At 45.7% G+C, this 17109-nt stretch carries 14 protein-coding genes; 8 read left to right on the top strand and 6 right to left on the bottom strand.

The features are described from left to right. Positions 1–133 precede the first annotated feature (133 nt). Positions 134–1024: an AraC family transcriptional regulator gene (locus tag K1Y79_RS02520; protein WP_220248427.1), complete on the bottom strand. Its 891-nt coding sequence runs from the start codon at positions 1022–1024 to the stop codon at positions 134–136. Between the two features lie 373 nt (positions 1025–1397). Between K1Y79_RS02520 and K1Y79_RS02515 the strand changes: the two genes are divergently transcribed. Continuing rightward, positions 1398–2327, top strand: a complete 930-nt coding sequence (locus K1Y79_RS02515) for an AraC family transcriptional regulator (protein WP_220248426.1) — start codon at positions 1398–1400, stop codon at positions 2325–2327. Between the two features lie 170 nt (positions 2328–2497). Then, positions 2498–3586, top strand: a complete 1089-nt coding sequence (locus K1Y79_RS02510) for a hypothetical protein (protein WP_220248425.1) — start codon at positions 2498–2500, stop codon at positions 3584–3586. Positions 3587–3648: 62 nt separating this feature from the next. On the opposite strand, the gene K1Y79_RS02505 is transcribed toward K1Y79_RS02510, so the two are convergent. Further along, positions 3649–5181 carry a serine hydrolase domain-containing protein gene (locus tag K1Y79_RS02505; protein ID WP_220248424.1) on the bottom strand — a complete coding sequence of 511 codons (1533 nt, stop codon included), beginning with the start codon at positions 5179–5181 and terminating at the stop codon, positions 3649–3651. A 130-nt stretch (positions 5182–5311) separates the two neighbouring features. Then, on the bottom strand, positions 5312–5554 hold the full coding sequence (locus tag K1Y79_RS02500; RefSeq protein WP_220248423.1) for a hypothetical protein: 243 nt from the start codon (positions 5552–5554) through the stop codon (positions 5312–5314). Between the two features lie 354 nt (positions 5555–5908). Here K1Y79_RS02500 and K1Y79_RS02495 point away from each other — a divergent pair, with 354 nt between their 5' ends. From K1Y79_RS02495 to K1Y79_RS02485, 3 genes are all read left to right on the top strand, one after another. Then, entirely contained in the window at positions 5909–9862 is a 3954-nt protein-coding gene (locus K1Y79_RS02495) for a caspase family protein (RefSeq protein ID WP_220248422.1), read from the top strand. Positions 9863–10011: 149 nt separating this feature from the next. After that, complete coding sequence (locus K1Y79_RS02490; RefSeq protein WP_220248421.1) at positions 10012–10764, top strand: hypothetical protein; 753 nt, start codon at positions 10012–10014, stop codon at positions 10762–10764. A 35-nt stretch (positions 10765–10799) separates the two neighbouring features. After that, complete coding sequence (locus K1Y79_RS02485) at positions 10800–11201, top strand: hypothetical protein (RefSeq protein WP_220248420.1); 402 nt, start codon at positions 10800–10802, stop codon at positions 11199–11201. Between the two features lie 107 nt (positions 11202–11308). Here K1Y79_RS02485 and K1Y79_RS02480 read toward each other — a convergent pair whose 3' ends face one another. Then, positions 11309–11887 (bottom strand): hypothetical protein, encoded by a 579-nt coding sequence (locus K1Y79_RS02480; RefSeq protein ID WP_220248419.1) that lies wholly within the window; start codon positions 11885–11887, stop codon positions 11309–11311. Between the two features lie 293 nt (positions 11888–12180). On the opposite strand from K1Y79_RS02480, the gene K1Y79_RS02475 reads away from it, so the two are divergent. Further along, entirely contained in the window at positions 12181–12780 is a 600-nt protein-coding gene (locus K1Y79_RS02475) for a hypothetical protein (RefSeq protein WP_220248418.1), read from the top strand. A gap of 50 nt (positions 12781–12830) precedes the next feature. On the opposite strand, the gene K1Y79_RS02470 is transcribed toward K1Y79_RS02475, so the two are convergent. Then, entirely contained in the window at positions 12831–14588 is a 1758-nt protein-coding gene (locus tag K1Y79_RS02470; protein WP_220248417.1) for an amidohydrolase family protein, read from the bottom strand. Positions 14589–14652: 64 nt separating this feature from the next. Here K1Y79_RS02470 and K1Y79_RS02465 point away from each other — a divergent pair, with 64 nt between their 5' ends. Next, entirely contained in the window at positions 14653–15459 is an 807-nt protein-coding gene (locus tag K1Y79_RS02465) for a patatin-like phospholipase family protein (RefSeq protein WP_220248416.1), read from the top strand. A 111-nt stretch (positions 15460–15570) separates the two neighbouring features. Further along, the gene (locus K1Y79_RS02460) at positions 15571–16329 is read left to right on the top strand and encodes a basic secretory family protein (protein WP_236059451.1); all 759 of its coding nucleotides are present in this window, start codon (positions 15571–15573) and stop codon (positions 16327–16329) included. Positions 16330–16446: 117 nt separating this feature from the next. Here the strand turns inward: K1Y79_RS02460 and K1Y79_RS02455 are convergent, their stop codons facing one another. Next, a complete protein-coding gene (locus K1Y79_RS02455) occupies positions 16447–17082 on the bottom strand; it encodes a hypothetical protein (protein ID WP_220248415.1) in 636 nt (211 codons plus the stop codon). Between the last annotated feature and the right edge of the window lie 27 nt (positions 17083–17109).

Here is a 17109-nt window from a genome sequence, read left to right as displayed (position 1 = left end):
CCGCATAGGTAACGGCAGGAGCTTTTTGTTGGTAAGGTGGTAGCAGATACAGGAAGAGGTTTGTTCAGACAAAAAAAATGATCACATGATGAGATGTGATCAGCGAAAATGATTAGTAGGCAGGACTACGGGTTTAGTGTACCGGACTGATAACCAGGCATTCCTTTCTGAAATCAGAGAAGGTAGCGCCTGTAGCATTCTTAAAGAATTTGCTGAAGTGTGCAATGTCCGTAAAGCCGAGATACCACGCTACTTCTTTCATGCATTCGTCAGAATAGGCAACCCTTCTTTTGGCTTCCAGCACAATACGCTGACGGATATGATAGCTGGCAGGATACGCAGTGATCTTTTTAATGATTTCATTCAGGTAGTTGGGCGTTACAGCCAGGAGTTTTGCATAATCAGCGACTTTCCTGTGCGTTTTGAAATGAACTTCAACCAGTGATTTGAACTTTTCTACCAGGTCAAGGTTGCGGGTTTGTACAACCGTTTGTAAGGGGCCCTGGAATTGACGGGTAACATATATGAGGAAGATTTTCAGATACCGGCGCAGCATTTCTGTTTTAAACAGGTAAATGTTATTGCTTTCTTTCAGCATCTTGGTGGCTACTTCCTGCATTTCGCGGGCTACCTCGCTGTTTAATCTGATGCCTGCTGAGCGGGAGAAAGCCTGGAACAGGCCGGAGTTATACATCAGGTCAAATTCCTGTTCGCCCATATGCAGGAAGGCTTCTGTAAATGAAAGGATGTAACCTTCAGTGTCTTCATCTTCTCTGAGCTGATGGAGCTGTCCCGGGGTAATACAAAATACACTGTTGCTTTGTAGCGTGAACATTTCCAGGTCAAGCACGAGGGTACCGCTCCCCTTAGTGATCCATACTATCTCTATGTAGTTCTGTTTATGCGGCGTAGCGTTGTGTTCTACAATTGCATCGCGCATTTGTTGAAATGTTTGTATCTGAAAGGGCAGATTGGCGTCTATATCTTCGATTTTCAATAAAGGGCAGTATTCTGTGAACTTCATACGGTTGTGGTTTTATGCTTGTAGAGTAGGCCAATTGTGTGCCTGAGCTATTATTTGCTGATAATCATTTAATTATGTGTTATGGGGCAATCAAGAAACTACGATATTTCGCCATATCGCCGTTTATCACGGAAATAAAGCGGCTGTTTTTTATGAAATAGCATAATTCGATGGTCAGGGCGTGTACCGGTCTTGCAGGCAGTCACGGATATTCACTAAATAGAGTGAGCAAAAGCAGTGAATTGACTAAATATAGCTAATTATCAGAGGGTGGTTTTTAAACAAAGTATTATAAATCAGTAGTTTGGGTGAGTGGTATGTGTTTTGTCTTTCTAAGGGTGCTATACCAACGTCACACCATTAATCAGACCATATGATAAAAACTCACCCTGCCTGCATCCGCCAGCAACCCACGAAGCGTCATGCAGCCCAGACCCTGATACAGGAAGGAAGGCCGCCTATGCCATTTGAGATCTACAGGCTGGAAGACCTGTCAGGAAACAACCAGCTAAAGGACGGCATGCCGCATGTCCATAACAGCTTTGAGCTGATATGGGTAATAGCTGGAAGCGGTAATTATTTTGTCGATAATGAGCAGCATGTGGTGATGCCTGACCAGGTTTATTGTCTCGCCCCCGGGCAGCTGCATCATTTCAAACCAGCTATTGCCGCCACCGGGTATGTAATCACTTTCAGTCCGGAGTTTTTGCTAATGCCGGAAGATAATGCCGCTATGATATTTCACGCACATTCTTTTCAATCGTTGTCCCGTACCACTATTATTCAGCTGACAGAGGAGGTACAGGTAGAAATGAGAGACCTGGCAGGGAAGATGGTGCGTGAATTTGACAACTACTTCCTGCTGCGGGCAGAGATATTGAGAGGGCTGCTGAATATCTTCATGATTTATCTGACCAGGCAATACCGTCCGTCAGAAGGGCCAGTTGTTAAATCGGGCAACAGGGCGCTTGTGAACAGGTTTTTTTCGATAGTAGAGCAAAAATACATGGAATATAAGCTGGTGGCCGAATATGCCGGCGAACTGGCAGTGACCCCTAATCATCTGAATGAGATGGTGAAGAAAGTATCCGGTTTTCCGGCCAGCCATCACATACGGCAGCGGGTAGTACTGGAGGCGAAACGGCTGGCTACCTATTCAGGATCGAGTATGAAGGAGATAGCTTATAGTCTGGGGTTTGATGATATCGCCCATTTCAGTAAGTTTTTTAAGAACTTTTCAGGCAGTAGTTTTACGGATTATAAGAAAGAAGCGATGCAACAGTTTCTCAGTATATACGCCTGATAGTATTGATGGGAAAGGGGGTATGTGTACAGGAAGCAAACTTTGCGGGGGACATCGTTTACACAGCGCGGTTTGATTTCATGTCTCAACAGTTAAATTTGTTTTAGGTACGTCTGTATGTAGTAAGAACGTAATAATCCTCAAAATTTCCTAACCAAAAACTGATAATTATGAGATCCCTTTCTGTCAGAGCACTGGCTTTGGTAACAACTATCGCTGTTGTTTCCTGTAACAAACAATCTGCTGTGGAAAAACTGAATCCGGATGGCAATGCAGTTGCCGCTACCGCAGAGCCCAGCCGTGATGCCCGTTTGTTAGCAGATCTGTTTAAGAGTGCTGCCCCTAAGACCTCTTTCTTTACCGTATCTGCTAAACAGCCAGGTACATTGTCCACACCTAATGGCACCAGGTATACTATACCTCCGGGTGCTTTACGCAGAAAAGATGGTTCTGTACCTACCGGTCCGGTTAGTGTAGCTATCAGAGAAGTATATAGTCCGAAGGATTTTGTACTGACCAACAGACCTACAGCTACCAATGGACAATACCTGTTGTCATATGGAGAGTTCTTTGTAAGGGCTACAGAAGGTGGAGCAGACCTTACACTGGCAGCGCCGATTGCAGTGCAGGCACCTGTGAGAGCACAGGTACGTCCGCAGGAAAAAGTGCCTATGTGGGATGGCGACACGTCAGTATACTTTACTGTGAATGGTCATAATCAGTTTAATCAGCCAACCAGCGTTATACAGCCAGCCTCTCAGGATCCTGGTATCAATTGGAACGCAGCGCCTGATTTCGCCTTATTTAACCCCGGCACCGGTACACTGGATTTCCAGTTATCTCAGCTAATACAATGGAGAAACTGTGATGTATTCAGTGGAACAACCGGACCAAAGACAACAGTACTGGGTTACTTCAACATTTACAATGATGATACCCCTAGCTCATCTCCTGAGCAGCCAAGTATGCTGTTCTTCAAACCGAAGACGATCAACTCTGTTGTAAAGTTCTTCAATATCATTCTGAATGCGCCTAATGGCTTTAAAGGCTTCCTGAGCTATCAGAATGTAATACCGGTAGGACAGCAGGGTAGCTTCCTGGCAATTACTGCCCTAGGCGGACAGTTCTATGCTGAACTGAAAGACGTAACAATTGCTCCCCCTGCAAGTGGTACTAACTATACGCCGGTTAGCTTTAATCTGCAGCCGGTAACAGGAGCACAGCTACTAACATTAATCGCAGATCTTAACAATAGATAAAACGGAGAGTAGTGTGGCGGCATAACCAGCCACACTACTTTACAACAAATACGTTCTGCCTGTTACGGCTGGCTGAGTAACCGTTCCAGGGCTTTGATCCCGTCTCTGTTGTCTGGGTTTAACGCAATGGACTTACGGTACATACGGATGGCTTCCTGTTTGCTACCGGTTACTGACAAGGCTTCTGCGTAGCTGTCATACGTATTGAAGCTGTCAGGGAAATATGAGATATTAGTCAAAAAAGTGGCTACTGCCAGTTGCGCATGACCAGGAACAGAGGAGAGATAAAGAAACTCATATCCCAGTTTGTTCATCTCTTTCTCACTCAGGTAATAGCGACTTGTATCGTTCACCAGGACATGCATATTATTAGCAGCAGTTGTAAGACCATATTGTAACAGCTGCTGACCGAAGAGTCTCGCTAATGAGGTTTTTATTGTTACAGGCGTAGCCGGTTGGTTATTCAGCAGATGTAGTGCAGATGTTACGATGCTACCAAACGGAGGCCCGGGGAAATTATCAAATGCGATAATTGTTTGCTGTTTATCCAGATTCCTGTAGTAGAAGGTAGCCAGACCGAAATTGAAGCCACCATGTCCTACGGCTTTGCCAAATGCAGGTTGTTCAAAGATTTCCCATCCAAGTCCATAACTGCCTCTTCCTTCTCCCTGCATAGTATCCATATGTTCCCAGGTGGTATCTCCATTGTTAAGCACCACAGGAGTGAAGGCCTCCTGCATGGATGTAGTGCTTAATAATTTACCGGCAAAGAATGCTTTGTCAAACAGCAGGAGGTCATGTACTGTTGTAACAACATTGGAAGCGCCGGTAGCTGCACTATTGTTGTACGAGGTATACCGGTATCTTTTCAGCTTAAATGCCGATGTACAGGCAGTGTCGTACAGCATGTCATAGACATGAGGAGTAGCGATGTCTTTGTCTGCCGGCTCAAATGAGCACGCTACTGCGTTGGTCATTAACATACCGGCTGGCCGGAATATATTATCCACGAGGTATGCCTGAAAGGATTGTCCGCTGAGTTTCTCTATCAGCAGGGCAAGTAGTGAATAGTTCAGATTGCAGTAGCTGAATTTACTTCCCGGTTGAAAATACAGTTGCCGTTTTTCCTGTATAAGCACAGGAATAATGATGTTGTTGGTAACAATGGTGTCGGGATAAGCTTTAATTATAGGCTCGTATAGTTCCAGATCGGGGAGGCCGGAGGTATGCGTCAGCAGATGCCTGATGGTAATACGGTCATAGGGAAACTGAGGGAGGTAATACCGGAGATTGTCACCTAGCCGAAGTAGTCCTTTTTCTTTTAGTTGTAATATGGCGGTAGCCGTAAATACCTTGGTAATAGATGCAAGGTTAAAACGTTGGTCGGGAGTATTAGGCGTTGCAGCAGCATGATCGGCATAGCCGAAGGAACGTTGATATACCGGCCGGCCATGTTCAGCCAGCAGGATGTTCCCGTTCATGTATTGTTGTAGTGCAATATTGTTGAAGTAGATATTGAGTTTCCCTAACCGTTGTTGCGCCACTCCTCCGATAGAGATGAGCAATAGGTTAATAAGAAATATAGCGTATTTCATTGTCGAGCAGCATTTGATGGCAATACTAATAAAGCCTTTGCTGACGGCCAGTTAAATGTGACGAAACGCGGACGATAAGTGACAAAATAAAGAAAGCCCCCGCTTTACGGAGGCTTCCCTGAAAGTTAGCTTATTGGGGTATTGAATCATTTCTCCAGGTAGTATCCTTTTTGTTCTTGTTCTTCATCTTTTTCGCTTTGTGTCTGGAAGTGTCAGTGCGGGGAACTGTGTCCTGGTTAAACTGGCTGTTGCCAGGTACATATACTTCATCGCTTGTTGTGTCAGCTGCGTATGAAGGAGAGGAAGATCCTCCGAAGTAAATAAACCCGCCTGTTACCAGCAGGAAACCGATTGTTGCGACATGCTTTTTCATGGCTCAGTATTTTAGAGAATGTGAATAATCGTATTTATCACTAAAATCCTGCTCGGTTTAATACTAGAAGGGAGACCACTAAATATCATGCTATTATATCTCACGATTAAATAGGTATTGAGCCGAGTTAATATGTTAATGTGGACATCCTGATAAAAAGGGGGTAAATAAGTATACAGGCACAGCAGCGGTAACCGGATAAGTATCGTAATGTAAGGAGAATCAAGTGTTTCTGAATATTAAATCATATATTTGAGGTAGACATAATCAGTGAGTAGTTAGCTTCGGGAATCCACGTCGTAAGTAAGAACTTGTTATTTTTTCCACCGCCCCATAAAACTTAAATTTCTCTACATGAGATTCGACTCCTTGCCCCAGCTAGAGGAACGCTTCAAACGTGAAGCGCAACCCTTCCTGACACCATTTTCACTGCCGGTGCCTAATGAGCAGTTGGTACTGAACGGCCAATTGTATAAACCAGGACGCAGCAATTATTTCTATCCGGCAGCGCATAACAAAGAGCGCATCGTACTCCATTTTACTGCCGGCAACCTGAGATCTGATATGCAAAGTCTCACTACGCAGGACAGGCACGTCTCTGTACCATTTGTAATTGCCAGAGATGGCACGATCTACCAATTGTTTCCTTCGGCTAACTGGTCTGGTCATATTGGCGCAGGAGTGGGTAATCAGGGTACAAAGAACGCCCAGGATAAGGTCACTATTGGTATAGAGTTGTCTAACTATGCTTTTCTGGTACCCCGGGACGGTAACCTTGAAACTGTCTACTCCCGTCAGCCGGTAAATGGCAAACCGGGACCAATAGATGTGTACTCTACACTGAGCAATAGCGCTGCTTATACCAGGATTGATCATCCGTTCAGGGAACAGTCTTATTATGCCTCTTACACCCCCGAACAGATAGAAAGCACTATTATATTGTTACGTTTCCTGACAGCGAAATACAATATCCCCCGGCAATTTCTGCCTGAGGACAAAAGATTTATCACTACCAATGACGTATTGAACTTCAAAGGTATTGTGACCCACGTTAACTATCGCCCTTCAGGCAAGTGGGATATTGGTCCGGCTTTCGACTGGGACACGTTGATCAGTGGAGTCACAGCAGCTACCTTCACACCGGCAGTAACCGAAAGGTCTCTGGGATTTGCGACTCGCTCCCTGTCTGCTGCACTGAGTTCAGATGCTGATATCTCAGCACACTTTGCCGGCGCAGCTAATGACGAGGAGGTGGTAGCCGAAGCTACCGATAATGATGGTTACAACCCTTTAAACTACGAAGAAAGCCTGAACAGGGAAGTGGCACCACCCAGTGGAAAGGTCTTTGCCTTGCTTACAGGTATCAATGCCTATGACAGAGTACGTAAACTGAATGGCTGTCTGCATGATGTACAGCAGGTAGAGGACTACCTGATACACCGTACAGCTTTTGATTGCAGGATAAAGAAGCTGACTGACGCAGCTGCTACCAGGGATAATGTGATAAAAGCATTTGAGGAGCACCTGGGACAGGCTACTACGGAAGACACTATCCTGTTTTATTATTCAGGCCATGGTACCCAGGAAGATGCTGCTCCGCTTTGGGAAGAAACAGATGACAAACTGGAATGCCTGGTATGCTATGATGGCGGTGCCGAGAAACCGTCTGACTACCTGCTGACAGATAAAGAACTGCGTTACTTGCTGGCGAAGCTCTACCAGAAAACAGGCGCTCATATCGTCACTATCTTTGACTGTTGCCACTCAGGAGATAACACCCGTGGTCAGCTGATTAACACTGCCTATCAGCAGGATATTGTTATCAAACGTATGGTAAAGGACGGCTCCCGGTATTCAGGTGCTTTCCCGCAACGAGCATGGAATGACTTTGTCTTCTCAGCAGAGATCAAAGAGGAGGATGTAAAAGGTCAGAAGCTGTCAGACTTCCTGCCAGAGGGTGTATATATACAGATGGCTGCCTGCGAGAGTAATCAGTCGGCAGTTGAAGTAAATGGTGAAGGCGTCTTTACCAAAAAGCTGTTAGGCGCACTGGATGCCTGCACCGGCAATGTATCTTACAATGAATTGAGCAGCCGCATCCGGCAATATCTGAGGTTCAGCTTTGAGCAGACGCCCAAAATATATGTCTCCAATAATATGGATGAGCTGCTCAGCACTGGTTTCCTCAACAGGAGCCTGAGTGATCAGGCTACAATAGCAGAAGTCACCAGTCATGTAAAAGGCTGGCAGATCAATCTGGGCGCGATTCACGGTGTAGACAAAAACACCAGGATCACCATTGTGGATGCGACAGACAACAACCGTAAATGGAGAGGTCACATCGACAATGTATTTATTGACTATAGTATCATTACTATTGACGGGAATCCCGATCAGAGCAGAGCGCATAAGGCGTTTGCAGAAGGGCTGATGAGTGGCAGGATACTTCTCGAATTGAATAATGTGAATGGTAATCCGGCAGAGATGGCCCAACTGGTGGATGACATAGAAAGTAATGCCGGCGGACAGTTTGAGTTTCAGTCAGCCGCAGACGAGTATGGAAGAACCGCTGACTATACCCTGCATATACGTGCAGGAGAAGCTGTCATCACGAAAGCCAATGATCCATTCCGCCCTGTCGTACGTCCGCTGGAACTAATTAAAGAGAAGGGTGCTACCGCATTGGTGGAAACACTGAAGCACATTTCTCAGTGGCACTTCATTAAGTCACTTCAAAACAATACGGCCCCTGATGCGTTTCCAAAGCAACCATTGAGAATCGAACTGACAAGAATCTATACTGATGGTGGCCGGCAAAAGCTGAATATAGCTGACGGTAAGGCCGTGTTTGATTTTGAACCAGGCGACGACTTGTGGGAGGGCGCTATGGAAATAAAGCTGACCAATACTACACATCAGCATTTGTATGTAGCCGCCCTTTACCTGGGTGTGCAATTCAGCAGTTACCTCGATTATCAGGAAGACTCGCCACGACTACTGGAGCCGGGTAAGTGCCTGGTGCTGGGAAGAAAAGGCAAAGACAGGATTGTTATCCGGCAGGATGATTTTGTCAAAGAGTATAACTGGCCACTGAGTATGGAAACACTCAAGATCATAGTCAGCACAGATGCCTTTAATGTGAAAGCGCTGTCATTGGGTAGCCTCCCTGCGCCTTATGTACTGGCCGACCGGGAGAAAGGGCTGGTAAGAAGTGCGATGGAGGTAACCAAAGGCGCTGTTATGGATGAAGAAGACACTCCCGCCGTGTTCAGTGGATGGATGACGCAGACGCTGGCTCTCATCTTCAATAATCCATCATTCAACCGTATTGAGTATAAGACCCTGCAGGAGCTAATGGACTACGAAGAGACGTCCTATTACGCCGCAGGTGTATATTACGACCTTGTTAATGATGAAAGGGGACAGCCTACACAACTCAAACTGAAACCACAGATCAAACTGCCTGAAGAGGAAAGAGGGCTGTGGGGTAATGTAGTGCTGTGGGCAGCAAATACGATAGAAACACGTCAGCGTAGGAGACTATATAATCAGTTGAAGCATACTGACAGACTGCGTATTGTTGCGGAAGGCGATTCCTGGTTCCAGTACCCGATTAGGTTGCAGGATACGCTGGATCACCTGTACAAGTTGTACGCAATACGTAGCTATGCAGAAGCCGGCGACACACTTGAGCATTATATGAAAGAAAAGGAATACCTGGATGCCATCAGGGAAGAACAGGCGCAGGTATTTCTGGTGAGTGGAGGCGGTAATGATATATTGGGTGAACAATTCCAGCAGTTCCTGCGGGATATGCCTGCAGAAGCCGACGATACAACCAGCCGTTATCTGAAAGGTGCATTCACTGACAAGCTGGATGACCTGGAACGGTGGTACAAAGAGATGTTCACAGAGCTGCATCACCGTTATCCTAATCTGCGGATACTGGTACATAGTTATGATTATGTCATACCTGTAGATACTGACATTGATCCGAAGAAAACCAGCTGGCTGGGGAAATATATGATCTTGAAAGAGATCCGGCCCCAAACAGAACGGGAGACACTGATCAGGTTTATTGTTGATGAATTTAACGAGCGGCTACAGAAGGTGGCAGCCGCGTTCCCGGGAGTGGTATATTATATCAATGTGCGTGATATTGTTGCACGTGACTCCTGGTATGACGAGATCCATCCTACAGACGAAGGGTTCCGGCTTGTAGCTGATAAGTTCATTGCCGTGATTGAGGCATTAAAACCAGACCTGCAACCATTTACAGAAGCTGTAGCACTGTCTGCTCAATCCTGATAGGATTGTTTTTGTTTTGCATAGGAAAAAGGGGATAACTGTTATCGGTTATCCCCTTATTATTTTAAATAGTCCTAATAAGTGTAGTTAAAAAGATTGTTGGGAAGAATTGCAGCGGGAATACTAATTTTAGTGCTCAGAAATCTCCTATGTCACACATAAGAATCTATATATTATATTGTGCAGCCGCCTTCCTTGCTGGCTGCCAGCCACGTACTGCAGATACAGAAGGTATAGCTGCAGCACAAACGATCAGCCTTGCTACCACTAAGGGAACAGTAGCAGATAAAGATGACAATATCCAGCTTTTCCCGATTGACAGGGAAGACGAACGTTATGATGACGGAGACAAATGTCCTTTGGACACAGTGACGGCCAGTGGGTGGACCATTCAATACCTGGTCAGAAACGATGCATCCAAGTACAAAGACCTGTATATTGTCTGTTCCAAAGGTAATAGTAAAGCGGTGATCCTATCAGATTTTACCAACTGGAAACATATACCGGTATATGCAGGAGAGAATAAGAGTCATATTTTCTTTGAGCATTATTGTGGCTTCTCCTGTCTGTCAGTAACGACCGTAACCAAGGCAACCAAACCTGCGGATAAACGTTATGAGCAGGTACTGGATTATGATATCAGCAGTGGACAGTTAGTCTACAACGTGTCAGGCAATGATCCTGATGATAGTGTAAAAGTGACAGCGGTAGATCTGTCCAGCAAAAAGCAGCAGTTGGTAGCTTTTAATAATCTGCGGCCCTGGCAGAGTCTCAACGCCGGCGTAGACAGTATCGTATTTAAAAATGGCTCCATTCAGCTGTTTGCCGGTCTAGTAGACAGGAATGACCCTGACGAAGAGGATATTGTAAAGGAATCCCGCGTTGTCTCGTTTGATAATTAGAATATACCGTTATACTTGCAGAAAGAGATGTTATCATGATAGAAGCAAATGACGTGCGTACAGGCAACCTGGTATGGTATTATGATCTGTATATGAATGAAACGGTGTTTGAAGTGGAAGGCTTACTGGACGGCTTTATCTATAACTCTTCATTACCTAAAAGTAAACTGCCGCTGGCAAATGTACATCCCCTGACATTGGACACCCATCATCTTCGCAGCCTGGCGTTTGTGCGGGGGGAGAAAGAGCATGGAGAAGATGAGCAGGTATATTCCTACAGGTATAATCGTAAAGACAATATTTATATAAGGGATGAGGGTTATTCCTTTCAGCCTTTGGCAGCGGCAGGCGGACAAATGATACCGTATGGGCAGCCTTTGGTATATGTGCACCAGTTACAGAATCTGGTGTATAGCCTGACCGGGAAAGAGATCTGAGATCCGGTGAGGGCATTCTGTAAGAACGTGCTCACCGGATCTGCAGGATCAGTAAGTATGCAGTTATTCAGTCATGACAGGGCCATCTAAGTCAGTATGATAACTGATCATGGATGTGGCCCCATGCAGGTGATGGATACACCATCAAAAGTTCCTTTTACAGTAACAGTTTTTTCGCTGCCTGAATCAATATCATTAGGACCTGTAAATTCAAAGTTGCCGGAAATGATCGCTTTAACATCATCAAACCTGATATTTGTTAAAGTGAAAGTGCCTTTTTCCGCAGTGGAAGAGATGTCTTTTCCTGACCCTTCATCCGCACTTTCGGTTTCCTCATCCTGCGGATAGTTCAGGAACTGCACAAAGTTACCTGGTTCTTCCTCATTGGCCGTTCTGGCAAAAGCAACCGTTCCAGGCTGAAATTCCCCTATTTTCTTCAGATCAAACCTTAAGGATAAGATGCGTTTCCCGTCGCGTAATGTACATTCGAGACTCATGATAGCCTGTTTACTGCTACCAATTGTCGCACTCCCCCGGATATCTTTCGAGGAATAGACTCTGTCATTTTTTTCGATGTTCAGGGTACCCGGATTGAGTACTTTCTTTTGTGCGAGTACGGTAGTTGCGCTCATGCAGAAGATAACAACGATAGCGGTTGTTATCCGCGATAGTGTTTTCGTTTTCATGTAGGTGTCGTTAGGGATAGCTGAATTGATGCTGAAAGATAAGAAAAATATTTTATTCGTTGCTTGTTCGTCGCTTGGCCGTCGCTAGTTCGTCGCTTGGACTACCTGAGTATACCCGATGTCCATCCCGGATCGGAGTATGACGCCGAAGGGCAACTCCGCACACCTGCCCCCGTGAGATTTTGTATAACTCGTTGGTAATTAAAGGATGTTATCAGGAATAGGCGTGAATAGTGTATTGATATTGCTGAATATTATTATATGACATATCTTGCGTGTCCTTAATACCTGTTATGACACAAATCTGGGCCAATCACCACCAAGGCGATAAAGTTATTGCCTTCGCCAATGCAACTATTTACAAAGCAAATCCTAAAGAAGCGGAAGAAGCATTTCTCATTGCCCGGATGCAGGCAAATGATTTCAGCGACCCCTGTTTATTCAGCCTTCCGCTGGATTATGTGAAGCAGATACACCTGCAGGAAGGTAAGGAGTATATCCAGGTATTCTTCGGCATTGACGCTGAAGAGCATTTCGTTATACCAGATAAGGCGCGGAGAGAAGAAATCTTCCATCATTTTAAAACGCATATTCCGGGTGCTTCTTACGAGGAGATACGGATAACTCCTATAAAGGCTGCCCGCAAACCGATGATTGGTCTGGCGATTATCTTCGCCATATTTATCTATTCGCTATCATCTATGGCTGTGATGGATAAAGGTGGAGAAGTAGTTGCTATCGGACGCATAGGAGCATTGATATTAGGCTTGACCTCACTGGGGCTGGTTAACGTATTGCTGATCTATGGCGCGTTAATAGGTGCAGTGGCATTTACTATGCTCAGAAAGATGAAAAATCCGCCCGTGATACATGTAATTCATATCGGACGATAGAAGGCATATAAAAAGGGGCTGTTTAGCCGGCAGCCCCTTTTTACAGTTGTTTAGTATACAAATGACACCTTTGCAATCTTACCGTTCTCTATTGTGTAAATAGCAATAGCTTCGAGCACTTTACTTCCTACTCCTGTCACCTTCTCCTGATCAACAACGATATTACCCATTACCATTCTGTTAACCAGTTCGCAATGTAGCTCCTTCGCCCTTTCAAACAGGCCTGCGTACCGTTTCCGCATTTGTTCTTTGCCTTGCAATTGCAGCTTTCCGGTAGCCTGATCGTAAATAGAGACGCTGTCGCTGTAAGGAGCGAGGAATGCCTCAAGATTTCTGGCATTATAAGCGTTCAGCTGCTGCTGAGCAAGTATTTCAGGAGTAACAGGCAGCAATGTCCGGGTATCTAACTTTTTCCCACGGTGAATAACGGTGGCTATATCTGCCAATACCTCCAGATCCTCCGTAGGGTCTTTCTCTAATAGTAGCAGGTCTGCCATCTTACCACGCTCCACGCTACCATAGTCTTTTGCCTTTCCGAAGCCGATGGCTGCGTTGATAGTGGCCGCACGGATAATATCGCGGTTACTCATGCCTGCCGCCTGCATCGCCTTTAGTTCTGTCAGGTACGAAGAGGCATGTAATGTACCGATATTACCGGCATCAGTACCTGCCACGATATTGATACCAGCTTCCCGGGCCAGTTGGAGGTTTTGCCGCATAATAGTATCTGCTGCGGAAGGCAGTTTATGACGGCTGCGAAGATTTTTATAATAGAAGCCGGCAGCGCTGGTATCCATATGCTGAAGGTCAGTAAGGGTGCCTAGCATGAAGGGATCTCCGTATTTCAGATCCTGGGCTGGGAAGTCGAACTGTTGCGTGAATGCCCGCTTATATCCATTTGTTACTGTAAGCGTAGGAATGTATACTGTCTGCTTACTTTTAAGCAGCTGTAACATCGCTTTATCAAATACTTTGTCATCGACGCTGTGAACCAGAATATCTGCTCCGGCGGTTACAGCCAGCCGGGCGGTTTCCAGCTGTGTAGCGTGTACAGCAACTTTTAATCCGTTTGCATGACTTTCTGCAATAGCAGCACTGACAATAGGCAGGGTGCTTTCAGCTGGTTGTCCGGGTACGACGATATACCATATCTTAATAAAGTCAGGCTGATAGGGCAATTGTTTTCTTACCAGTTCCCGTGCTTCTTCTGGTGTAGTAACCTTTACAATGGGTGGATCTTTTTTGTCAAGGTTAGGTGGCAGGTAGGTAGATACCAGCGGACCGGTTACCCAGGCGTTTGGATGTAGGGATTCTTTGCCGGCTTTGTCCCGGATACGGAAGTTACTGAGCGGACCGCCCACATCTGCAACAGTAGTAATGCCACAGGCAAGGTATCTGGCCATCATATCATCCAGATGATCTTTTACCCATTGCTGATCTTTCTCATAGGGGTAAATAGCGGTGAGGTTGACTGCATCCGGGCGGGTATATAGTCCGCCGCTCTGGAAGAAATGTACGTGGGCATCTGTCATGCCAGGCATGATATATTTACCGGTAGCATCTATGATTACTGCATCAGCAGGTGGCTTGATCTTCGCTGTCGGACCGGTCTGGGTAATGCGGTCCTGTGTAATAACAATTGTCTGGTCACGCAGTGTCTTGTTGTTTATAACATCTATCACATTGGCATGTGTAATGCAGATAGGAGGAGTGCCGGTATTTCCGGTGGGAGGGGTGCTGATTTGTGCACATACAGGTAGTGTATGCATCAGTAGGGCGGCTTTCAGCAGCAGATAATAGCGTTTCATCCGGATTATATTTGATGGTAATAAAGGTAGCGGATTTTAGTTTGTTTATATATATTAGTAGCTTATGAATCATCAGTTGAAAATCCCTATACGCCGTCCGTTTGTACTTTCCGGTGGCGGCGCACGTGGTTACGCACACATTGGCGTGTTGAAGGCATTTGAGGAACAGCATATCTTTCCTGCAGCAATTGCTGCTACCAGTGCAGGCTCTATAGCGGCTGCGTTTATCTGTGATGGATATACCTCCGATGAGGTGAGGGCCATCTTTCAACAGACAAAGATGGGCTTATCCATGCAATGGAAAAACATGAAATCGGGCTTTCTATCCCTTAAAACTGTCGAGAAAGTGCTCCGGCAAACCTTAAGACATACCACCTTTGAGTCCTTGCCAATACCCTTGTATATTACTGCGACAGATTATAACACCGGCAGACAGGCCATATTTTCCAGCGGAGAAGTAATTCCGGCTGTACTTGCAGCCTCTACGATTCCTATGTTGTTTCAGCCGGTGGTCATAGCAGGCATACCTTATATTGATGGTGGTATATCTGGTAATCTACCTATAGAACCCTTATCAGGTAAATATGAGGATATTGTAGGTGTGCATGTAAATCCGCCGACGCCATATGATCCGTCAGGTAGTATGCTGGCGGCTATGGATCGTACGATGCATATGGCAATACAGGAGCCGGTGTTGAAAAACAAGCAGTTATGCAGCCTGTTTATTGAGCCGGCCGCATTAGGGCAGTTTGGGATGTTTGATTTTAAGCGTTTTGATGCTATTTATAATGTAGGATTGGAGTATGCCAGGGAGGTATTGCAGGTAGAGAAAGGGGAAATGGCAAGGGCGGGCAATCAACTTGTCAAGTAGCAAAACAGCCAGGGTTTGGAAGGAGTGGAATGTACGAAAAACGATGTAGGCGCGTTTATATAGTCAGATCGCGTTGTTCATTTGCCTCCTATCGTAAACCCACTCATCAACATGAGACACTCGCTTAAAAATTCCATGATTATCGGTACCCTTGGTATCTTTTTATTATCTGCCTGTAGCAAATCGGCAATTATTTCACCAGAAGAAGCATCCATTCAACCAGAAACGAAGACCGAAGGCGTAGTCAGCGCGCAGGCCGTACCTGTAGGCACGGTAATTTATACCAGTAATGGTTATCAGCTGACGCTGACAAACAACGACCCTAATTTCAGCGAAACGGTACGTCAGAAGATAGTAGACATCTTTTTTACCAAGTACCCGCAGCTCCTGACGCGCTTTAACCCGGGCGTTACCAAGTCAATCAAATATGTAATTGATCCGAACTACAATGGAGTAGCGTATACTTCCGGTACAACGGTTACGTACAGCGCTGCATGGTTCCAGAACAATCCGCAGGATGTTGACGTAGCTACGCATGAGATTATGCATATCATTCAGGCTTATACAGGCGGTACACCCGGCTGGCTGACTGAGGGTATAGCTGACCTGGTACGTTACCGCTATGGCGTTAATAATGCAGCTGCAGGATGGTCCTTGCCTGCATATTCCTCTTCCCAGCATTATACAAATGCTTACCGGGTTACAGCACGTTTCCTGGCCTGGCTGGAAAATCGCGTAAATGCGTCGATTGTCACCAATCTGAATACCGCCTTACGTAACAAGACTTACACTGCCAATACCTGGGTAACGCTGACAGGTAAAACTGTTGATCAGCTGTGGGCTGATTATGCGGCAAATCCTGCGTTATAAGAGGTATTGTGTTCAATAGTGTTGCTGTATTTAACCATCACCCGGAGGTGATGAACGGCGATCTTGTAGGCAACACTATCTGCTATCCTGGCTGACAGACAGCCGGGATAGCTTATATCAGTCAAAAAATGGTTCAGGCGGTGTTCTGTCTATACGAAAAGCCTGGTCAAGGTGGTACAATACCGTTTCAGGTGCCTTGGCTGTTCTGACCAGGTCCCGCAATGGCGTCACAATTCTTGGATATTCATCAATAAACTCCAGGCCTTCAATAAGAGGAAGGTCATAAGACTGCATCAGCAGGCGGAACCTTTCTAGTTCTGCTCCCCAGTAACGAATGTACTTGCTGGCACTAATCCCCAATTCGATGAGTATGTCTTTTGTCTGGAACAACATGCTGGCCTCGAGCTGGCATTCCTGTGTCAGTTCGTTCATATATTTTGATAGTTCCTTCAGAACAAAATCTTTCTGTAGAAGAGGAGTTGTCACGTTATCCTCTTCGTATATACCATAGGCGCAGCTCACCTTTGCCGGTAATGTCTCGGCCAGGGACAGGAAGAGGTCCCACAGCCGGTCGTTATCTATATTAACCATCGCCTGAAAGCGATAGGGCAGACGTGGGTTGTTATTGAGTTGAAGGGAATATCCTTCCATGATTTTGGCTTTCCTTCTCCTGAACAGAATTTCATCTACATCAGGGCGGTCAGTCAGTTCTCCGTCAGTGGGAATACGCACGGTAACAGGCAATTGTAACATGGCATAAAGGTAAGGGATCGGTTTGTT

The sequence above is a fragment of the Chitinophaga rhizophila genome (assembly GCF_019492185.1).
GTDB classification, from domain to species: domain Bacteria; phylum Bacteroidota; class Bacteroidia; order Chitinophagales; family Chitinophagaceae; genus Chitinophaga; species Chitinophaga rhizophila.
This window is presented reverse-complemented; position numbering and strand designations above follow the sequence as displayed.